The following is an 18796-nucleotide window of genomic DNA, read 5'->3' on the forward strand; positions in this document are numbered from 1 at the left end:
ACTGAAGGGATTTCCGCTTGTAAAAAATCAAATGAGCCTTTTACTCTACATGCTGCGGCGCGGAATCACAAGCCGTCAGGATGCGAAATCTATACCAAATAGGAATATGGTAATACGGAAAGGGTATTAACGCGGGATGGCTGGCGTCGCGCTTTCCCAACGCAGCGCGACGCGCTCCGGGCCCTCGGTCACGTGCCGGCAATCCATGCCGAGCCCCGCCGCGAACAGCAGGTCGAAGGCGGCAATCACGATGGGCAGGCGCCCCCGTTCCCAGGCCGGGATGCCGCTCGCCTGGTAATGCATCTTGAGGCTGCGGCTGGGACGGTTGTGCGCCAGGCGCAGCCGTTCGCCGCCCTTGCGGAAATCGATCTCGAGTCCCTGCTCGCGCAGCCAGGCCGGATCGAACCCGCGTTCGGCCATATCGAAATGCAGCACGCCGCCGTAATCGGGAAACGCAATGGATGCCTCGCCGTTCCAGCGGAACGGCTGGGCGTGCTTGTCGATGATGCCGGCGTCCTCGGGATCGCGCATCCCGGCGAGGTCCGGCAGGCGCGGCACGAGATACAAATGGTCGCGGTGGCGGCGCACGTCGACGTCCGGGTGTTCGACGAGCAATTGCGCGTCCTCGCGCGCGGACAGGATCTGCGCCACCATTTGCGCCAGCCAGGCCGTCGACGGCATCGCGAGGCGGCGCACGGTGAACCAGTGGCGCAGCAGGTTGTCGATGCGGTCGCGGCTCAGCGCGCGCACGCGGACGAGGTCGAGACCATCGCCGGCCAGGCAGGCCCGCAGGTCCTGTTCGCCCAGCTCGTCCAGCAGGCGCTGGGCCGAGCGCGTGTGGGCGCTGCTGCGCGCCACGCGTTGCTGGTAGCCGGGAAACGCGGCGGCCAACGCCGGCATCACCTGGTGGCGCAGCGCGTTGCGGGCATAGCGCGGATCGGTATTGGATTCGTCTTCGACCCACGTGATGCCCCGCTCGCGCGCGACCTGTTCGAGGTCGGCGCGCGCGACACCCAGCAGCGGGCGCGCCATGGCCAGGCGTTCGTCGCCCAGCAGGCCGGGCGCGCGGTTGGCGGGATCCATGCCGGACAGGCCGGCCGGACCGGAACCGCGCAGCAATTGCAACAGCACCGTTTCGACCTGGTCGTCGAGGTGATGGGCCGTCAGCAGCACGCCGGCGCCATGGGCCCGGCACATCTCGCCGAGCGCCGCGTAGCGCAGCTTGCGCGCGGCAGCCTCGATGCCGCTCTTCCCTTTCGCGACGACGACAGCGCGCCAGTCGAACGGGATGCCCAGCGCAGCGGCGGCGGCCGCGCAATGGTCGCGCCAGGCGTCGGCATTCGGGCTCAGCCCATGGTGGACGTGGAAGGCGCGGGCGTTCAGGCCGTGCGCGTGCACGAGGTGCAGCAGCACCATCGAATCGAGGCCGCCGCTGAGGGCGACCGCGACGGGCGGCATGGCATCGGGAAGGTATGCTTCGCGCAGGGCCGCGATGGCCTGCCCGAACTGGGCGACAATCACGGCCGCCCCCTGCGTACGACGGCTCACTCTTCGCGCGGCGTCGTTTCCTTGAACTTGCCGTAGGCCAGCAGCTTGGCGTGGCGGGCATCCAGCAGTTCCCTGGTCTTCATGCCCTGGAACTGGCGCAGCGTGTCGGCCAGCGCGCGCTTGAGCATCTGGGCCATCTGGGCCGGGTCGCGGTGGGCGCCGCCCAGCGGTTCGTTGACGATCTTGTCGATCAGGCCCATCGCCTTCAGGCGGTGCGCCGTCAGGCCGAGGGCGTCGGCCGCGTCCGCCGCTCGCTCAGACGTCTTCCACAGGATCGACGCGCAGCCTTCCGGCGAAATCACGGAATACGTCGCGTACTGCAGCATCAGCACGGCGTCGCCGACGGCGATCGCCAGCGCGCCGCCCGAGCCGCCTTCGCCGATGATCGTGGCGATCAGCGGCACTTTCAGCTCGGCCATCACGTACAGGTTGTGGCCGATGGCTTCCGACTGGCCGCGCTCTTCCGCGTCGATGCCGGGGAAGGCGCCGGGGGTGTCCACGAACGTGAAGATCGGCAGGTTGAATTTCTCGGCCACCTTCATCAGGCGCATGGCCTTGCGGTAGCCTTCCGGACGCGGCATGCCGAAGTTGCGCATCGCGCGTTCCTTCGTGTCGCGGCCCTTCTGGTGGCCGATGACCATGCAGGACTGGCCGTTGAAGCGGGCCAGGCCGCCGATGATCGACTGGTCGTCGGCGAAGGTACGGTCGCCGTGCAGCTCATGGAAATCGGTGAAGATCGCGTTCACATAATCCATCGTGTACGGACGCTGCGGATGGCGGGCGATCTGGGAAACCTGCCAAGGGGTCAGCTTGGCATAGATGTCTTTCGTCAGTTGCTGGCTCTTCTTGGCCAGGCGGTCGATTTCTTCCGAGATGTCGACGGCGGAATCGTCCTGCACGAAGCGCAGCTCTTCGATTTTCGAATCGAGCTCGGCAATCGGCTGCTCGAAACTGAGGAAAGTTGTTTTACTCATTGTACCTCCGGGTGTGTTCGTGGCCGCGGAAGATCATCCGCGCGGCGGCAAGGGCGCTATTCTATACCGGAACCGGATCCAGGCTACGCCACAAATACCATGTGGCAACTGTTCGCCAGGGTTCCCAATTGGCGGCGACCTCGCGCGCATCGCTGCGCGAAACCGGCTCGCCGGAGAAGTAATTCTGGCTGATGCCCTGGATCAGGCCGGGATCGTCCAGGGGCAGGACGTTCGGTCTGAGCAGATTAAATATCAAAAACATCTCGGCTGTCCAGCGCGTGATGCCGCGGATCTGGACCAGCTCGGCGATGACGGCTTCGTCATCCATCTGCGACCATTGGTCGGCATGGACGCGCTTCGCCTTGAAGTGATCGGCCAGGTCGAGGATGTATTCCGTCTTCCGTTTCGACAGGCCGCAGCCCGCCAGTTCTTCCGCGCCGGCCTTGATGACCTGCGACGGCGTCATCTTCGGGCACAGCGTGCGCAGCTTCATCCAGGCGGTCTCGGCGGCCTTGACCGTCACCTGCTGGCCGACGATGGAGCGGGCCAGCGTGGTGAACGGGTCGGGATGGCCACGCAGGTGCATATCGCCGAATTGCGGGATCAGCTTGTTCATGATGCGGTCCCGACGCATGAGCTCGGCCTTCGCCTCCGCCCAGTACGGTGGGACGGAAGGCTGAACGTCCGGCGGCGCCGGGACGGCGCCCGCGAGGTCCTTGGAAAGTGCCATGCTCGTGCGCGGAGGGCCGGTCAGGCGCGACGCCAGTTGGTGCTGCCGTCCGGCTTGTCCTCGAGCACGACGCCGCCCGCGGTCAGCTCGGCGCGGATCGCGTCCGCCTCGGCGAAATTGCGCGCCTTCTTGGCGGCGGCGCGGCGCGCGATCGCGTCGACGATCGCAGCCTCAGTCAGGCCACCCTCGCCCGGCGTGCCGGCCTGCAGGAAGGCTTGCGGGCTGCGTTCGAGCAGGCCCAGCACGGCGGCCAGCGCCTTCAGCTGGCGCGCGGCCGCGACGGATTTGCTCTTGTTGACTTCCGTGGCCAGGTCGAACAGCTCGGCCACCGCCAGCGGCGTATTGAAATCGTCGTCCATCGCGTCGCGGAAGCGCTGCGCATGGGCTTCGTCCCAGTCGACGCTGACCGGCTCGCTGCCGAGGTCCACCTCGGACAAGGCCGTGTACAGGCGCGTCAGCGCGCCCTTCGCGTCGTCGATATGGACGTCCGAGTAATTCAGTGGGCTGCGGTAGTGGGCACGCAGGATGAAGAAGCGGATGACTTCGGCATCGTATTTCTTGAGGACGTCGCGGATCGTGAAGAAATTACCCAGCGACTTGGACATCTTCTCGTTGTCGACGCGCACGAAGCCATTGTGGATCCAGTAGTTCGCCATCGGCGGGCCGAACGCGCCTTCCGACTGGGCGATCTCGTTCTCGTGGTGCGGGAACTGCAGGTCGGCGCCGCCGCCGTGGATGTCGAAGTGTTCGCCCAGCATGGCGCACGACATGGCCGAGCACTCGATGTGCCAGCCCGGACGACCTTTACCCCATTTCGAATCCCATTTGGCTTCGTCGGGCTCGGATTCCTTGGCGGCCTTCCACAGCACGAAGTCGAGCGGATCGCGCTTGCCCGTGTTCACGTCCACGCGTTCGCCGGCGCGCAGGTCGTCCAGCGACTTGCCGGACAGCTTGCCGTAGCCCGGAAAATTCCGCACGGCATAGTTCACGTCGCCGTCCTCGCCCCGGTAGGCGAGTTCCTTCGTTTCCAGCTTTTCGATAATCGACAGCATGTGCGGCACGTACTCCGTCGCGCGCGGCGCGAAATCCGGCGGCAGGATGCCCAAGGCAGCAGTGTCTTCGTCCATCGCCTTGATGAAACGGGTCGTGAGCGACGTCATCGTTTCATTGTTCTCGACGGCGCGCTTGATGATCTTGTCGTCGATATCCGTGATGTTGCGGACGTATTTGACCTCGTAGCCCGATGCCTTGAGCCAGCGGTAGATGACGTCGAACGCCATCATCATCCGGCCGTGACCGACGTGGCAGTAATCGTAAACCGTCATCCCGCACACGTACATGTTGACCTTGCCGGACTGGAGGGGAACGAATACCTGCTTGTCACGCGCGAGCGTGTTGTAGATCTTGAGTTGGCTCATCGGATGTTTGCTAGAGGGTTGGAGCATGACGCTCGAAACGCAGCCTTGCGGCAGTGCCGTGACGTGGCAGGCGCGTCGGGAGTGTCAGGACAGCGAATCTTGGGAACCTTGTTCTTTTTGATAGAATCGGCAGTCCGTCGCAAAGTATAGCATTGATAAAATCCCGACTGGCCGCATATGCCATAGGTTTATTTTTCTGCAAAACCCTTGACAGCACTTTGCGCTATATCCACCGAGAGGAAGCTACGATGCACGTCCTGAAATCGCCCGGCGCCCGCTTTACTGCCCGCTTTGTCGCAGGTGTGGCCGCCCTGACCCTGTCCGCAGCCGCGTTCGCCGCCGACCCGCAAGTCTCGCTGAAAACGTCGATGGGCGAGATCGTGCTGGAGCTGAACCAGGAAAAAGCACCCATCACCGTGGACAATTTCCTCAAGTACGTCAAAGCCGGCTTCTACAAGGGCACGATCTTCCACCGCGTGATCGACGGCTTCATGATCCAGGCCGGCGGCATGGATGCCCAGTTCCATGGACGCAAGACGAACAAACCGATCAGGAACGAGTCCAACAACGGCCTGTCGAACGAAAAGTATTCCGTCGCCATGGCGCGCGAATCGAATCCGGACTCGGCCACTTCGCAATTCTTCATCAACGTGGTCGACAATCCCGGGCTCGATTATCCGAACATGCAGGGCTCGGGCTACACCGTATTCGGCAAGGTCGTGAAGGGCCAGGACGTCGTCGACAAGATCAAGGCCGTCGTCGTGGACGACATCCGGGGCCTCGAAAACGTGCCGGTCACGCCCGTCACGATCCAGTCCGCGACCCTCCTCAAGGGCGATAAAGTAAAATAACGAACTCGCAACTCCAACGATAGGAAAAAACATGACCACCGTACTCATGACCACCAACAAGGGCAACATCAAGGTCGAACTGGACGCCGACAAGGCACCGAAGACCGTTGCCAACTTCCTGGACTACGTGAACAAGGGTCACTTCTCGAACACGATCTTCCATCGCGTGATCAAGGACTTCATGATCCAGGGCGGCGGTTTCGAGCCGGGCATGAAGCAAAAGCCGACCGAGCAGACCGTCGAGAACGAAGCGAAGAACGGCCTCAAGAACGACAAGTACACGATCGCCATGGCCCGCACGATGGCCCCGCACTCGGCATCGGCCCAGTTCTTCATCAACACCAAGAACAATGACTTCCTGAACTACCCGGGCCAGGACGGCTGGGGCTATGCCGTGTTCGGCAAGGTCGTCGAAGGCCAGGACATCGTCGACCAGATCAACAACGTCAAGACGAGCCGTGCCGGCATGCACTCGGACGTACCGGCTGACGACGTCGTCATCGAAAAAATCGAAGTCGTCCAGTAATCTGAACAGGCAGGCATGACGCGCGGGCGCCCTGCTCCGGCGATTGATCCTGGTAGCACATGACCGCGCGCACGCTCGCACTCTTCATTTCCGACCTGCACCTGCAGGCATCCCACCCGCGTACGGCCGAAGCCTTTTTCCGCTTCCTGGCCGAACGTGCGGCGCATGCCGAGCGGCTTTATCTGCTCGGCGACATCTTCGAATACTGGGCCGGCGACGATGACCTCGACGACCCGTTCAACCGCAGCGTCGCCACCGCGCTGCGCCGCGTGAGCGATGGCGGCACGGCCGTCTACTGGCTCGGCGGCAACCGCGACTTCCTCGTCGGCACCGGCTTCGCCGAGGCGGCCGGCCTCACCCTGCTGCCCGAACCGCACGTGGCGACCATCGGCGGTTGCCAGGTCGTCCTCGTGCACGGCGACGCCCAGTGCACGGACGACGTCAAGTACATGGCCTTCCGCGCCCAGGTGCGCGACCCGGCATGGCAGAGCCAGTTCCTCGCCATGCCGCTGGCGCAGCGCAAGGCGATCATCGCCGGCCTGCGCGAAGGCAGCCGCGCGGCGCACGGCGAAAAATCGTACGAGATCATGGACGTCACCCCGGCCGCTGTCGCCGCGCTGCATGCGGACACGGGTACGGACATCATCATCCACGGCCACACCCACCGGCCTGCCCTGCACGAGGCCGGCGGCAAGCGGCGCTATGTGCTGCCCGACTGGGAACTCGACGCGGATCCCGTCCGCGGCGGCTGGATCGCAATCGACGAGGACGGACGCATCCTGCGCTTCGACCTCGACGGACAAACAATCTAACCCCTCTCAATCCTGCTAGGTCACCCTCGTATTGACCGCTGCCGACATGGTGTTATACTTCACTACAACACCACGACTCTACATCACCAACATGGAGGCAGGCATGACATGGACTGCACCGCGACGCAAGGAGGCCGGCAATGACGATCGGCTGGAATGACAACTCTCCAATCTACCGGCAGTTGAAGGACAGGGTGATCGGTATGATGCTCGATGGCGCCCTGAAGGCCGGGGATCCGCTCCCCTCCGTGCGCCAGATCGCAGCGGAATACCAGCTGAATCCGATCACGGTCTCGAAGGCTTACCAGGAACTGGTCGACGACAACTTAGTAGAAAAACGAAGGGGGATCGGTATGTACGTCACGGAAGGCGCGAGCGAGAAACTGCTCGCCAGCGAAAGGGAGCGCTTCCTGCGCGAGGAATGGCCGGCGATGCTGGAGCGAATCCGCCGCCTCGGCCTCAACATCGATCAATTGCTGCGTGAACCGGCCGGAGGCGACAAATGAGCGCCGTAATCGAAGCGAAAAACCTGACGAAGCGCTACGGCAAGCGCACGGCGGTGAACGGCATCGACTTCACCATCCCCGCCGGCCGCATCGTCGGCCTGATCGGTCCGAACGGCTCGGGCAAGACCACCACCCTGAAGGCCGCGCTCGGTCTGATCCCGTTCGAGGGCCAGTTGTCCGTGCTGGGCCTCGACCCGCGCACCCACCGCGACGAGCTGATGCAGGACGTCTGCTTCATCGCCGACGTCGCGATCCTGCCGCGCTGGCTGCGCGTGCGCGACGCCATCGACTTCGTGGCCGGCGTGCACCCGCGCTTCAACCGGGAGAAAGCGGAACGCTATATCGCGAACACGAAGCTGCAGCCGGGCATGAAGGTCAAGGAAATGTCCAAGGGCATGATCGTGCAACTGCACCTGGCCCTCGTGATGGCCATCGATGCGAAGCTGCTCGTGCTCGACGAGCCCACGCTGGGCCTCGACATCATCTACCGCAAGCAGTTCTACCAGAACCTGCTGGAGGACTATTTTGACGAGCACAAGACGATCGTCATCACGACGCACCAGGTCGAGGAAGTCGAGCACATCCTGACCGACCTGATGTTCATCCGCGACGGCCGCATCGTGCTGGCCGCATCGATGGAAGAGATCGGCGAGCGCTATGTCGAAGTGATGGTGCCGCAGGAAAAACTGAGCGCCGCCAACGCGCTGCAGCCGCTCGACCGCCGCACCGTGTTCGGCAAGGCCGTGATGCTGTTCGATGCCGGCCCCGGCGGCGCGTCGCGCCAGCAGCTGGCCGCGCTCGGCGAAACCCGTAATCCCTCCGTCGCCGATTTGTTCGTCGCGACCATGAAAGGAACCTACGCATGAACTCGAACACCATGAAATGGCTGCTCAGGCGCGAGTTCTGGGAGCATAAAGGCTCGATGTTCTGGGCACCGCTGATCGTCGGCTCGCTGCTCGTCGTGCTGCTGGGCTGCACGATCACCTACGGCATCATGCAGCACGGCATTCCCGCGCACGTGACGGTCAACGGCCAGACGCTGGATCACGCCCGCCTCGACCAGATCCTGCCCGAGGAAGCGAAGCTGGTGGTCGCGAAGATCGCCACCGGCATGTACCTGGGCGCATCGGCGCCGCTGTTTGCGATCCTGGTCGGCGTCGTGTTCTTCTACTGCCTCGGTGCACTGTACGACGAGCGCCGCGACCGCAGCATCCTGTTCTGGAAGTCGCTGCCCGTGTCCGATCCGATGACGGTGCTGTCGAAGGCCGCCATGGCGACGGTCGTCGCGCCCGCGATCACGCTCGTGCTGGCCGTCGCCACCTCGCTGGCGCTGCTCGTCATCGCCTGCCTGGCGCTCAGTACGCAGGGCCTGAACCTGTTCGCGTCGCTGCTGGCGTCGTCCGATCTGTACCTGTCGCCGCTGCGCCTCGCCGCACTGCTGCCGGTGTACGTCGTATGGGCGCTGCCGACCGTAGGCTGGCTGATCCTCGTGTCCAGCTGGGCGAAATCGAAGCCGTTCCTGTGGGCCGTCGGCGTGCCGGTCGTCGCGCTCGTCATCATCAAGTGGATCAACGCGGCGCTCGAGAATTTCTCCGGCCAGACGCTGCTGCTGTCGCACTACGCGAGCGACGTCGTCGCCCGCATCCTCGGCGGCATCGTGCCCGGCATCTGGTTCACGTTCCAGCCAGCCCTGCAGACCGGAGTGCGCCCGACCGAGAACGGCGTCGACATGAGCGGGCTCGTGTCCCAGTCGTACCTGTCGCTGGCCGGGATCGATGCCTGGATCGGCGTCGCGATGGGCGTCCTGATGCTGTATGCCGCCATCCGCATGCGCCGCTGGCGCGACGAAGGCTGAGGCCGTGCGCCCCGCCCTCGTCGCCCTCGCCCTGCTGTCCGCGTCGGCTTACGCGCAGGACATCGAGCCGGGCGCAAACCCGAGCGCAAACGGCGAAGGCGTAGTGCACGTGAATGCGATCAAGAATCCGGAGATGCATTCCTACCGCGCCATCGCCGCCGGCCTCGACACCTTCGACGCGCAGCACGCGCTGGCGCCCGCCGTCCCGCAACTGCGGTTCGCCGTACGCAAGCGTGGCGGCGCCCTTCTGGAAGGCGACCTGCCGACGGCGAAGCTGACCGCCGACGCGTTTACTCTGGCACTGCCGGTCGGCACGGACGCGCTGTTCGACGTCCCGCGCAGCCAGCCGGCGTGGGATGCGGACGCGGAGCTGGTGCTGAGCCGCAAGCGCAAGGACGTCCGGGTCTGGCCCTACGTGCGCACGCCCGGCCTGGCCGACAACCAGCGCCGCCTGGGCGACCTGCGGCTCGAATGCCAGGTCTTCGTCACCGTCGCCAAGAAGGAGGCGCCGTTCTGGGTCGTCGCGCTGGCCAACACCGTGTTCCTGACCGGCGACTGGTGCAGCTTCTTCAAGGACCAGGACCGCACATGGTCCGTGAACGTGGAATCGCCGCTCGCGTCCGCCATGCTGCGCGAAGGCGAGCGCACGCTGCCGCTGAAGGTGAAGGGTCGCCAGTTCGAGCTGCCGCTGTATGACGCCGGCTGGGGCAACGATGCCGTCGTCGACCTCGCGTTCGTCGCGCCCGAAGGAGCCACGCCATGAGAACCAGGCCTGTCGCGTTATTGTTCGCGCTCGCTTGCATCCTGCCGGCTGCACACGCCGACGAGCCCGTGCCATCGGTCCAGGTGAAGGGCATCGCGGATCCGGAAATGCGCTCGTACCGCAGCGTCGTGGCCGGCCTCGACGCGTTCGACGCGCATCGCGCGCTGGCGCCGCACGCCCTGCTCCGCTTCCGCATGCGCCACGCGGAAGGCGCGCCGGCGAACGCGGGCGACGGCCTGCGGCTGCGGCTCGCGAGCGACGACGGGAGCTTCCAGGAAGACGTCCCCATCGATGCCGTCGGCCTGCTCACGGTCGGCCGCAACCAGGCCGCCTACGATGCCGACGCCACGTTCATCCTGAACCAGAAGAACGGTTTGTACACGGGACATCCGGAGGTGCGCACGGCAGGCCTGCCGGACAACGTCCGCCGGCTCGGCGACCTGCGCCTGGAGTGCCGCGTCACCATCGCCATCGTCAAGGACCAGATGCCGTTCATGGCGAAGGCTGCCATCAACACGCTGATGCTGACGTCGGACTGGTGCGCCAAGAAGGATTTCAACTACGGCACGCTGGCGCCGCGGCCGGGCGGGCGTGCGGTGCTGCGCGACGGCGAACGGTCGCGCACGCTGGAAACGCAGGGCTGGAACATGATGGTGCCGATCGGCGACACGGGCTGGCCGGACGACGCCCTCGTGCAATTCGACGCGGGTGCAGACGAGCCCGCGCCCGCGAGCACTACTCGAACTGCTGGCGAAACGCCGCGAACTGCGCCTTGAGTTCGTCGACTTCGCTGCGCAGCGCGGCCACTTCCTGCTCCAGCTGCGCCACGCGGGTGCCCGTCGAGCCGCCGGCCGCGCCGGCGGCTGCGCCAGCGCCCGCATCCACGCGCGCGACGTCGATAGCCCCGCCGAGCAATTGCCCGTAGCGGGATTCCTTCGTCCCGGGCGCCCGTTCGAGCCGGACGACGAGCGGTGGGTACTTGTCGATGAGGAATTGCAGCGCGCTTTCCACCTCGGCCACCGATTTGAAATCGTGCAGGCGGCCCGTGCGGCTGCGGATTTCGCCCGCCGTCTGCAGGCCGCGCAGCATCAGCACGGCCAGCACGGCGACCTTGTCCTGCTCGAGCGTCCACTTGATGCGCATGCGGTGCTCGTACTTGATGACGCGCGCGCCGGCCTGGGCGATGCCGTTCACGAGCTTGCGCTGCATGAGGCGCTGCAGGGTGTCGTGGACGACGTCTTCCGACAACTGCATCACGGGGTCGCGGCTGGACAGCTGGTTGCAGCCGTTCATCACCGCATTCAGCGACATGGGGTAATTGTCGGGCGTCAGCGCCTCTTTTTCGGCGAGGACGCCCAGTACGCGGATTTCATTGGGGTCGAGGTCGGATGCCGGGTCGAAGCTGCCCGGGATATCGTCTTGCATCGGTGGTCCTTTAATCTACGAGCCGGTTCAGTTGTGCCTGGTCGAGTTTATCACTCTCGTCGGGGGTATGGCAGCGGATGCCGGCCGCCTTCATCGTCGCGCACATGCGCTCGATCTGCTCGTCCTGCTGGGCCACGTGGTTGATCAGGTTGCGCAGTGCCTTCGACAGCGGATCGTCGCCGTTCGGCGTGACGCCGTACGCGGCGAACATCTGCGCGCTGCGCGTCTGATCTTCCTTGCGCACGATGTGGGCCGGGTTGCCGACGGCCGTCGCGCCGGCCGGAACCGGCTTGACGACGACGGCGTTCGAGCCCACCTTCGCGTATTCGCCGACCGTGAACGCGCCGAGCACCTGCGCGCCGGCCCCCACGATCACGCCGCGCTCCAGCGTCGGATGGCGCTTCGTGCCCGCGACCAGGGTCGTGCCGCCCAGGGTGACGCCCTGGTAGATCGTGCAATCGTCGCCGACGACGGCGGTCTCGCCGATCACGACGCCGAAGCCGTGGTCGATGAAGACGCGGCGGCCGATCGTCGCCCCGGGGTGGATTTCGATGCCCGTGAGAACGCGCGCGAAATACGAGATGAACCTGCCCAGCCAGCGGAAGTTGGCGCGCCAACAAGCATGCGCCCAGCGGTGCATGACGACGGCATGCAGGCCCGGGTAGCAGGTGAGCACTTCCCATGCGTTACGTGCCGCAGGGTCGCGTTCGATGATGCTCTGGATATCTTCGCGCAGGTTGGAAAACATAGTCGTGATTCGTGCAAGTGAAGCAGCATGGTAGCTTATCCGCGCCGTACTTGCTTATGAGGGAATCAATTTTGGAGAGACGTCGTTCCCGCGAAAGCGGGAACCCATGCCGAGTATCAGAAATCGTAATTTCTGATAATAAGATTGGCCCGTAATGTCAGGACTTCGGCCGCTCAGTATGGGTCCCCGCCTGCGCGGGGACGACGGTGGGATTAATGCGGCTCGCGCGCCAGGCGCTGGCGGCGGGCCTCGTACAGGCAGACGCCCGAGGCCACGGAGACGTTCAGGCTCTCGACCGAGCCGAACATGGGAATGGAAACGAGGATGTCGCAGGTCTCGCGGGTCAGGCGGCGCATGCCCTCGCCTTCCGAGCCCATCACGAGCGCCGTCGGGCCCGTGAAATCGCCTTCGTACAAACCCTTGTCGGCATCGTCGGACGTGCCGATCAGCCAGATGCCCCGCTCCTTCAGGTCGCGCATCGTGCGCGCCAGGTTCGTCACGGTGATATACGGCACGGTCTCGGCGGCACCGCTGGCGACCTTGGCCGCCGTCGCGTTCAGGCCGACGGAGCGGTCCTTCGGAGCGATGACGGCATGCGCGCCGACGCCGTCCGCCACGCGCAGGCAGGCGCCCAGGTTGTGCGGGTCGGTGATGCCGTCGAGGATCAGCAGCAGCGGCGGCCCTTCCACGGCATCGAGCAATTCGTCCAGGTTGCGCGCCAGCGACAGCTGGCTCGCGAACGCGATCACGCCCTGGTGACGGCGGGTGCCGACGATCTTGTCGAGGCGCTCGGCGTCGACGGGCATCACGCGCACGCCGGCCGATTTCGCGTTGGCGATCAGGTCCTGCATGCGGCGGTCCTGGCGGCCGGCATCGACGAAGATCTCTTCCACGCTGGCGGCCTCGTGGCGGAGGCGCGAGGTCACGGCGTGGAAGCCGAAAATCATTTTATTTTTCATGCGTTACTTCTTCTTCCTGGTTTTGGAGGCGCTCTTGGTGGGAGCGCTTTTATTCGCCGCGGTCTTCTTGGACGCGGTCTGGTTTGCCGCGGCCGCTTTTGCGGCCGGCGATCCATTCCTGTTGCCGCGTCGGCTGCGCGTGGGCGGCACGAACACGACGTCTTCTTCGCTCTCGTCGGTGGCACCGAACGTCGATGCGGCCGGCTCGGCCGGCGTCGTGCGGGCTTCCTGCTGCGACACCGGTACGGCGCTCCCCTTCGCCTTGCGGCGACGCGGCGGCTTCGGTTCGCGGGCGTCCAGCGCAGCGGCGCGGGCGCGTTCCAGCGGCGCCGGCGCTGCCTCGCTCGGCTGGGCCAGCACGAGGTCGATCTTGCGCGATTCCAGGTCGACACGCGCGACCTGTACCGTCACACGGCCCGTCAGCTGGTACACCTGGCCCGTGCGTTCGCCGCGCAGTTCGTGGCGGGCTTCGTCGTACTGGAAGTAATCGGTACCGAGACCCGTGACGTGCACGAGGCCTTCGACGAACAACTGGTCGAGCTGGACGAAGATGCCGAACGGCGTCACGCCCGAGATCACGCCCGTAAATTCCTCGCCGAGTTTGTCCTTCATGTAGTAGCACTTGAGCCAGTTCTCGACGTCGCGCGACGCCTCGTCGGCACGGCGTTCGTTGGCCGAGCAGTGCACGCCCAGCGCATCCCAGATCGTCAGGTCCTTCGGATCCTTCTGCTTGCCTTCGGCCTTGTCCTTCGTTGCCTGCTTGCGCACCGCTTTCGACACGGTGGTGTTCAGCTTGGACAGGTCGATGCCGGTCGGCTCGTACTTCTTCCCCTTCAGCACGGCCTTGATGGCGCGGTGCGTCAGCAGGTCGGGGTAGCGGCGGATCGGGCTCGTGAAGTGCGCATAGGCTTCGTACGCGAGGCCGAAGTGGCCGACGTTGTCCGGGCTGTAGACGGCCTGCTGCATCGAGCGCAGCAGCATGGTCTGCAGCAGGGTCGCGTCCGGACGCTCCTTGATGCGCGTCATCAGTTCGGCGTAATCGCGCGCCTGCGGCGTCGTGCCGCCGCCCAGGTTCAGGCCCACCTGCTTCAGGAAGGTGCGCAGCTGGTTCAGCTTTTCCTCGGTCGGCACGGCGTGGATGCGGAACGTGCTCGGCTGGTCGTGGCGGATCAGGAAGTCGGCGGCGCACACGTTGGCGGCCAGCATGCATTCCTCGATCAGGCGGTGCGCGTCATTGCGCGTGCGCGGCAGGATCTTCTCGATCTTGCCCATCGCATTGCAGACGATATACGTTTCCGTCGTCTCGAAATCGATGGCGCCCCGCTCCTGGCGCGCCTTCAGCAGCGAGCGGAACACCTCGTTCAGGTTCAGCAGGTGCGGCACGATGCCGGGACGGCGGCCCGCTTCCGGTCCGCTCGTGTTGCCCAGGATAGCGGCGACCTCGTCATAGGTCAGGCGCGCCGCCGAGTGCATCACGGCCGGATAGAACTGGTAGGCCTTCACTTCGCCGTCGGTCGTCACGACCATGTCGCACACGAGCGTGAGGCGGTCGACGGCCGGGTTCAGCGAGCACAGGCCGTTCGACAGCTTTTCCGGCAGCATCGGGATCACGCGGCGCGGGAAATACACGGACGTCGAACGCTCGATCGCGTCGCCATCGAGCGCATCGTTCGGCTTGACGTAGTGGCTGACGTCGGCAATGGCGACGAGCAGGCGGTAGCCCTTCGCGCGGCCGATCTTGACGGGTTCGCAGTAGACGGCATCGTCGAAGTCGCGCGCATCCGCGCCGTCGATGGTGACGAGCGGCACGTCGCGCAGGTCGACGCGGTCTGCCAGGTCGGCGTCGCGCACCTCGTTCGGCAATTTATTGGCCTGCTTGATGGCGGCCGGCGAAAAGATGTGCGGCACGCCGAACTTGCGCACGGCGATCTCGATCTCCATGCCCGGGTCGTCCAGTTCGCCAAGTACTTCGACGATCCTGCCGGTGGGCTGGCGGAAGCGCGACGGCTGCTCGAGGAGTTCGACGCTGACGACCTGGCCGGCCTTGGCCTTGCCGGGCGCGCCGGACACGAGGATGTCCTGGCCGATGCGCTGGTCTTCCGGCGCGACGACCCAGACGCCGTTCTCGTTCAGCAGGCGGCCGATGACGTGGGTGTTGGCGCGTTCCGTGACTTCGACGATCGTGCCTTCGGCGCGGCCGCGGCGGTCGGTGCCGACGACGCGGGCCAGCACGCGGTCGCCGTGCAGGACCTTCTGCATTTCCTTATCGGGCAGGAACAGGTCTTCACCGCCCTCGTCGGGGATGACGAAGCCGAAGCCGTCGCGGTGCGCGCTGATGCGGCCGGAAATGAAACTCGAGTGGTCCGTGAGCGCATATTCGCCCGCCGGATTGGCGCGCAACTGGCCGTCGCGCTCCATCGCATTCAAGCGGCGCGACAGCACGCCCTCCGCTTCCGGGTTGACTTGCAGGGCTCGGGCCAGGGCGCCGCTGTCGAGCGGCCCCTTGGCCTCACGGAACACGCCGAGGATTTCCTCGCGGCTTGGGATGGTATGAGTTGGGTGCTTCAAATTTGTATTCTTTATCTTCTCAGTGGTGGCGCCGTCCGTTTGACAGCGCGGATCTCGTTACATTGACACGCAGGCACGCGTAGTGTAACGGAGGACCGGCAAATTCGCCTAACGTCGCCCGTGAACCGTGCAGGGAATGTCCGGTTCGGAGGGTCTTTGACATTTGCCATCCATCCGCTATACTCTCGGTCTCTTCGGAAACGGCCCAGCCGGAAACGAAGGCGCTGCGCAGGCGGTGCGCGCCAGGATCGAACGAAAGTTGGTCTAGCGCAAAACGGCAAAGCCTGATATCGTAGCGGAATTCGACGGCAACGTCGAGCAATGCAAGCAAAGCGGTCCAATGCCCACGTGGCGGAATTGGTAGACGCGCATGGTTCAGGTCCATGTGCCGCGAGGTGTGGGGGTTCGAGTCCCTCCGTGGGCACCAGCTGGCGAGCATTGATGGTTGTTTTGTATGCCCACGTGGCGGAATTGGTAGACGCGCATGGTTCAGGTCCATGTGCCGCGAGGTGTGGGGGTTCGAGTCCCTCCGTGGGCACCAAAAGCTACCGTTGTTGTTGTACGTTTTGATGTTTTGCATGCCCACGTGGCGGAATTGGTAGACGCGCATGGTTCAGGTCCATGTGCCGCGAGGTGTGGGGGTTCGAGTCCCTCCGTGGGCACCAAAAGCTACCGCTGTTGTTGTACGTTTGATGTTTTGCATGCCCACGTGGCGGAATTGGTAGACGCGCATGGTTCAGGTCCATGTGCCGCGAGGTGTGGGGGTTCGAGTCCCTCCGTGGGCACCAAAAGCTACCCGGTCTTCGAGACCACCAGGATACTGGCGCAAAACGCCGCAATCTTTGCAAAAGGATTGCGGCGTTTTGCGTTTCAGCGTTCGTCCGCGACCGATACCGGATCCAGATGCGCCGCCAGGAACGCGCCGATGCGCCGCTCGTATTCCTCGCGCGCGTACGCATGCAGGTTCACGTGCGCGGCGCCCTCCACCACCCACAGCGCTTTCGGCTGCGCGGCGGCCTCGTACAACCGCTGCGTTTCGGCCAGGGTCGTGTGCAAATCGGCACTGCCGGACGCGATCAGCACCGGTGCCTTCACCTGTCCCACGAATTTGATCGGGTGCAGCGCATCCGGCTGGATGCCGAGGCGCAGCGGCAGCTGCCACAGCAGCAGCACGGACAGCGGCCCGCCCACCGGCCCCAGCCGCATGCGCAAGCGGTTGGCGACGGCTTCCTCGATCGTCGGATACATCGATTCCAGCACAACGGCATCGACGGGAGGGCAATCGCGGCACAGCACGAGCGACGCCGCGCCGAGCGACACGCCGATCACGCCGATGCGCTGCCCCGGCGCCCGCCGCCGCAACTCCTCGAGCGCGGCCCGCACGCCATCCGCCTCGCGCAGGCCGAACGTGACGCAGGAGGCCGTGCTGGCGCCCTGGCCCGGCAAGTCGATCAGCAGGACGGCATAGCCCTGGCCGTTCAGGAAACGGGCGCGATCGGCCATGTCGCGGCGGTCGCCGTGGATCCCGTGCAGCAGCAGGACGGCGCCGCGGCCCCGCCCCGGCAGCCACGAACCGATGACGCGCTGGTCCGGGGCCGCGCGCAGCACCACGTCCTCGAAGCCCGGGCCGGCCAGCGCCACGGGCCGCGACTCGACCGCGATCAACTTGGAACCGATCGCCCACACGATGACGGCGCCCACCAGCAGGAGGGCGGCGAGTGCGATCAGGCAGGCGGAGAGCGGCAGGCGGAGCGGCATGTCAGCCATTAGACCGCAATGCCGGCCTCCGGTCCAGCCGGCTCGTTCAGTGGGCCGCCAGATCGTCGAGGATGGGGCAGTCGGAGCGGGCGTCGCCATGGCAGGAGCCGGCCAGCGTGGCGAGGGTCCGCTTCATCGCTTCCAGTTCCGCGATCTTGCGGTCCAGCGCGGCTACGTGTTCGAGCGCCAGGCGGCGCACGTCGGCGCTGGCCCGGTGCTTGTCGCGCCACAGCGCCAGCAGGTCCGCGATCTGGTCGAGCGAAAAACCCAGGGCGCGGCCGCGATGGATGAATTGCAGCATGCGCACGTCGGCGTCGCCATACAGCCGGTAGCCCGCCTCCGTGCGCCGCGCCGGCGGCAACAGGCCAATCGATTCGTAATGACGCACCATCTTCGCCGTCACGCCGGACGCCTTCGCCGCCTCGCCGATGTTGAAATATGTGTCGTTCATGGCGCCAGCATACACCTTCCCACGATGGGAAGCTCAAAGGGCCGCTTGACTTGTCGCGCCAAGCGGTTAAGCTCGGCGAACCATGAAGAAGATTGTCCTCATCCTGTTCGCCATCGCCCTGGCCGGCCCCGTCGTCCTGAACGCGGCCCCGGCGCCGTGGTATCACTGGCGCAGCAAGAGCACGGGCACGATCGTCTGCTCGCAGACGCCGCTCGGCGAAGGCTGGGCGCGCGCCGACGGGCCGTATCGTGACGCCCGTTGCGAAAAACCATTGCCTGCTAAATAATCCACTAGAGGAGCTTGCAACAAGAAGGTCGCCGTAGTCCCCTAACCGAGGAGAAATCGATGTTCAACAACCCCGAGCAATTCGCAAACGCCACCAAGACCCTGTTCGATCTGCAGATGCAGACTTTTAATGCCCTGGCCACCAAGGCCGTGCAGGGCGTCGAGCAGGTGGTGGCGCTGAATCTGGCGACCGCCAAGCAATCGATGGAAAACACGCTGGAGGCCAGCCGCCAGTTCAGCCAGGCACCGGACCCGAAGACGGCCATCGATGCCCTGCAGGCGCGCGTGCAGCCGGGCGTGACGGAAGCGACGGCCTATGGCGAACAGCTCAAGCAGATCATCGGCGACATCAAGAGCGAATTCGAGCAGGCCGCCGATACCCACCTGGCCGAAGCGAAGAACACGCTGTCCGCGCTGATCTACGACGTCACGCAAAACGTCAAGCCGGGCCAGGAAAACGCGGTGGAAATCATCAAGGCCGCGATCGAGAATGCGTTCAAGGGCTACGAGCAGGTGACGCAGTCGACACGCGATGCCATGCGCCGCGTCGAGGAGGAGGTCGCGCGCGCGACCGAGCGGTTGAAAGCCGCCCAGTCGCAAGCGCCCACGTCGCACTGAA

20 protein-coding genes and 4 tRNA genes are annotated in these 18796 nt (G+C 65.2%); 14 read left to right on the forward strand and 10 right to left on the reverse strand.

The annotated features are described in order from the left end of the window. Positions 1-126 precede the first annotated feature (126 nt). The 4 genes from tilS to cysS all read right to left on the reverse strand — a co-directional run bounded on the left by tilS (position 127) and on the right by cysS (position 4670). Complete coding sequence (tilS, locus tag ACEN9G_RS01715; protein ID WP_483127617.1) at positions 127-1548, reverse strand: tRNA lysidine(34) synthetase TilS; 1422 nt, start codon at positions 1546-1548, stop codon at positions 127-129. Beyond that, positions 1545-2522, reverse strand: coding sequence for an acetyl-CoA carboxylase carboxyltransferase subunit alpha (locus ACEN9G_RS01720; protein WP_413341593.1), 978 nt, complete (start codon positions 2520-2522; stop codon positions 1545-1547). The genes tilS and ACEN9G_RS01720 overlap by 4 nt, the downstream gene beginning before the upstream one ends. Positions 2523-2583: 61 nt before the next feature. After that, positions 2584-3252, reverse strand: coding sequence for a DNA-3-methyladenine glycosylase family protein (locus tag ACEN9G_RS01725; RefSeq protein ID WP_413341595.1), 669 nt, complete (start codon positions 3250-3252; stop codon positions 2584-2586). A 20-nt stretch (positions 3253-3272) separates the two neighbouring features. Further along, on the reverse strand, positions 3273-4670 hold the full coding sequence (gene cysS, locus ACEN9G_RS01730) for a cysteine--tRNA ligase (RefSeq protein WP_413341597.1): 1398 nt from the start codon (positions 4668-4670) through the stop codon (positions 3273-3275). Between the two features lie 248 nt (positions 4671-4918). On the opposite strand from cysS, the gene ACEN9G_RS01735 reads away from it, so the two are divergent. From ACEN9G_RS01735 to ACEN9G_RS01770, 8 genes are all read left to right on the forward strand, one after another. After that, positions 4919-5521, forward strand: a complete 603-nt coding sequence (locus tag ACEN9G_RS01735) for a peptidylprolyl isomerase (protein WP_413341599.1) — start codon at positions 4919-4921, stop codon at positions 5519-5521. 31 nt (positions 5522-5552) lie between these two features. After that, entirely contained in the window at positions 5553-6047 is a 495-nt protein-coding gene (locus ACEN9G_RS01740; protein WP_413341601.1) for a peptidylprolyl isomerase, read from the forward strand. Between the two features lie 59 nt (positions 6048-6106). Beyond that, positions 6107-6859 (forward strand): UDP-2,3-diacylglucosamine diphosphatase, encoded by a 753-nt coding sequence (locus tag ACEN9G_RS01745; RefSeq protein WP_413341603.1) that lies wholly within the window; start codon positions 6107-6109, stop codon positions 6857-6859. 140 nt (positions 6860-6999) lie between these two features. Further along, a complete protein-coding gene (locus tag ACEN9G_RS01750) occupies positions 7000-7365 on the forward strand; it encodes a GntR family transcriptional regulator (protein ID WP_413341605.1) in 366 nt (121 codons plus the stop codon). After that, a complete protein-coding gene (locus ACEN9G_RS01755) occupies positions 7362-8231 on the forward strand; it encodes an ABC transporter ATP-binding protein (RefSeq protein ID WP_413341607.1) in 870 nt (289 codons plus the stop codon). The genes ACEN9G_RS01750 and ACEN9G_RS01755 overlap by 4 nt, the downstream gene beginning before the upstream one ends. Continuing rightward, positions 8228-9220, forward strand: coding sequence for a hypothetical protein (locus tag ACEN9G_RS01760; protein WP_413341609.1), 993 nt, complete (start codon positions 8228-8230; stop codon positions 9218-9220). The genes ACEN9G_RS01755 and ACEN9G_RS01760 overlap by 4 nt, the downstream gene beginning before the upstream one ends. A gap of 4 nt (positions 9221-9224) precedes the next feature. Next, on the forward strand, positions 9225-9983 hold the full coding sequence (locus ACEN9G_RS01765; protein WP_413341611.1) for a hypothetical protein: 759 nt from the start codon (positions 9225-9227) through the stop codon (positions 9981-9983). Further along, positions 9980-10759, forward strand: a complete 780-nt coding sequence (locus ACEN9G_RS01770; RefSeq protein ID WP_483127618.1) for a hypothetical protein — start codon at positions 9980-9982, stop codon at positions 10757-10759. The genes ACEN9G_RS01765 and ACEN9G_RS01770 overlap by 4 nt, the downstream gene beginning before the upstream one ends. On the opposite strand, the gene ACEN9G_RS01775 is transcribed toward ACEN9G_RS01770, so the two are convergent. The 4 genes from ACEN9G_RS01775 to rnr form a co-directional block, all read right to left on the reverse strand. Next, positions 10719-11408, reverse strand: a complete 690-nt coding sequence (locus ACEN9G_RS01775) for a YceH family protein (RefSeq protein WP_483127619.1) — start codon at positions 11406-11408, stop codon at positions 10719-10721. The genes ACEN9G_RS01770 and ACEN9G_RS01775 overlap by 41 nt on opposite strands. Before the next feature lie 10 nt (positions 11409-11418). After that, positions 11419-12156, reverse strand: a complete 738-nt coding sequence (gene cysE / locus ACEN9G_RS01780; protein ID WP_413343588.1) for a serine O-acetyltransferase — start codon at positions 12154-12156, stop codon at positions 11419-11421. Between the two features lie 212 nt (positions 12157-12368). After that, entirely contained in the window at positions 12369-13115 is a 747-nt protein-coding gene (gene rlmB / locus ACEN9G_RS01785; protein WP_413343587.1) for a 23S rRNA (guanosine(2251)-2'-O)-methyltransferase RlmB, read from the reverse strand. 3 nt (positions 13116-13118) lie between these two features. After that, a complete protein-coding gene (gene rnr, locus ACEN9G_RS01790) occupies positions 13119-15683 on the reverse strand; it encodes a ribonuclease R (protein ID WP_413343585.1) in 2565 nt (854 codons plus the stop codon). A gap of 342 nt (positions 15684-16025) precedes the next feature. Here rnr and ACEN9G_RS01795 point away from each other — a divergent pair. From ACEN9G_RS01795 to ACEN9G_RS01810, 4 genes are all read left to right on the forward strand, one after another. Then, positions 16026-16110: transfer RNA gene (locus ACEN9G_RS01795), tRNA-Leu, on the forward strand. A 29-nt stretch (positions 16111-16139) separates the two neighbouring features. Then, positions 16140-16224, forward strand: a tRNA-Leu gene (locus ACEN9G_RS01800). A 39-nt stretch (positions 16225-16263) separates the two neighbouring features. After that, positions 16264-16348: transfer RNA gene (locus ACEN9G_RS01805), tRNA-Leu, on the forward strand. 38 nt (positions 16349-16386) lie between these two features. Next, positions 16387-16471, forward strand: a tRNA-Leu gene (locus ACEN9G_RS01810). An 82-nt stretch (positions 16472-16553) separates the two neighbouring features. Here the strand turns inward: ACEN9G_RS01810 and ACEN9G_RS01815 are convergent. Beyond that, on the reverse strand, positions 16554-17450 hold the full coding sequence (locus tag ACEN9G_RS01815; RefSeq protein ID WP_495605517.1) for an alpha/beta hydrolase: 897 nt from the start codon (positions 17448-17450) through the stop codon (positions 16554-16556). A gap of 37 nt (positions 17451-17487) precedes the next feature. Beyond that, positions 17488-17892, reverse strand: a complete 405-nt coding sequence (cueR, locus tag ACEN9G_RS01820) for a Cu(I)-responsive transcriptional regulator (RefSeq protein ID WP_413337947.1) — start codon at positions 17890-17892, stop codon at positions 17488-17490. A gap of 82 nt (positions 17893-17974) precedes the next feature. Here cueR and ACEN9G_RS01825 point away from each other — a divergent pair, with 82 nt between their 5' ends. Further along, a complete protein-coding gene (locus tag ACEN9G_RS01825) occupies positions 17975-18178 on the forward strand; it encodes a hypothetical protein (RefSeq protein ID WP_413337949.1) in 204 nt (67 codons plus the stop codon). Positions 18179-18237: 59 nt separating this feature from the next. Further along, complete coding sequence (gene phaP, locus ACEN9G_RS01830) at positions 18238-18795, forward strand: TIGR01841 family phasin (protein ID WP_056128124.1); 558 nt, start codon at positions 18238-18240, stop codon at positions 18793-18795. Position 18796: the final 1 nt, after the last annotated feature.

It is taken from the genome of Massilia sp. Masssp94 (assembly GCF_059491305.1).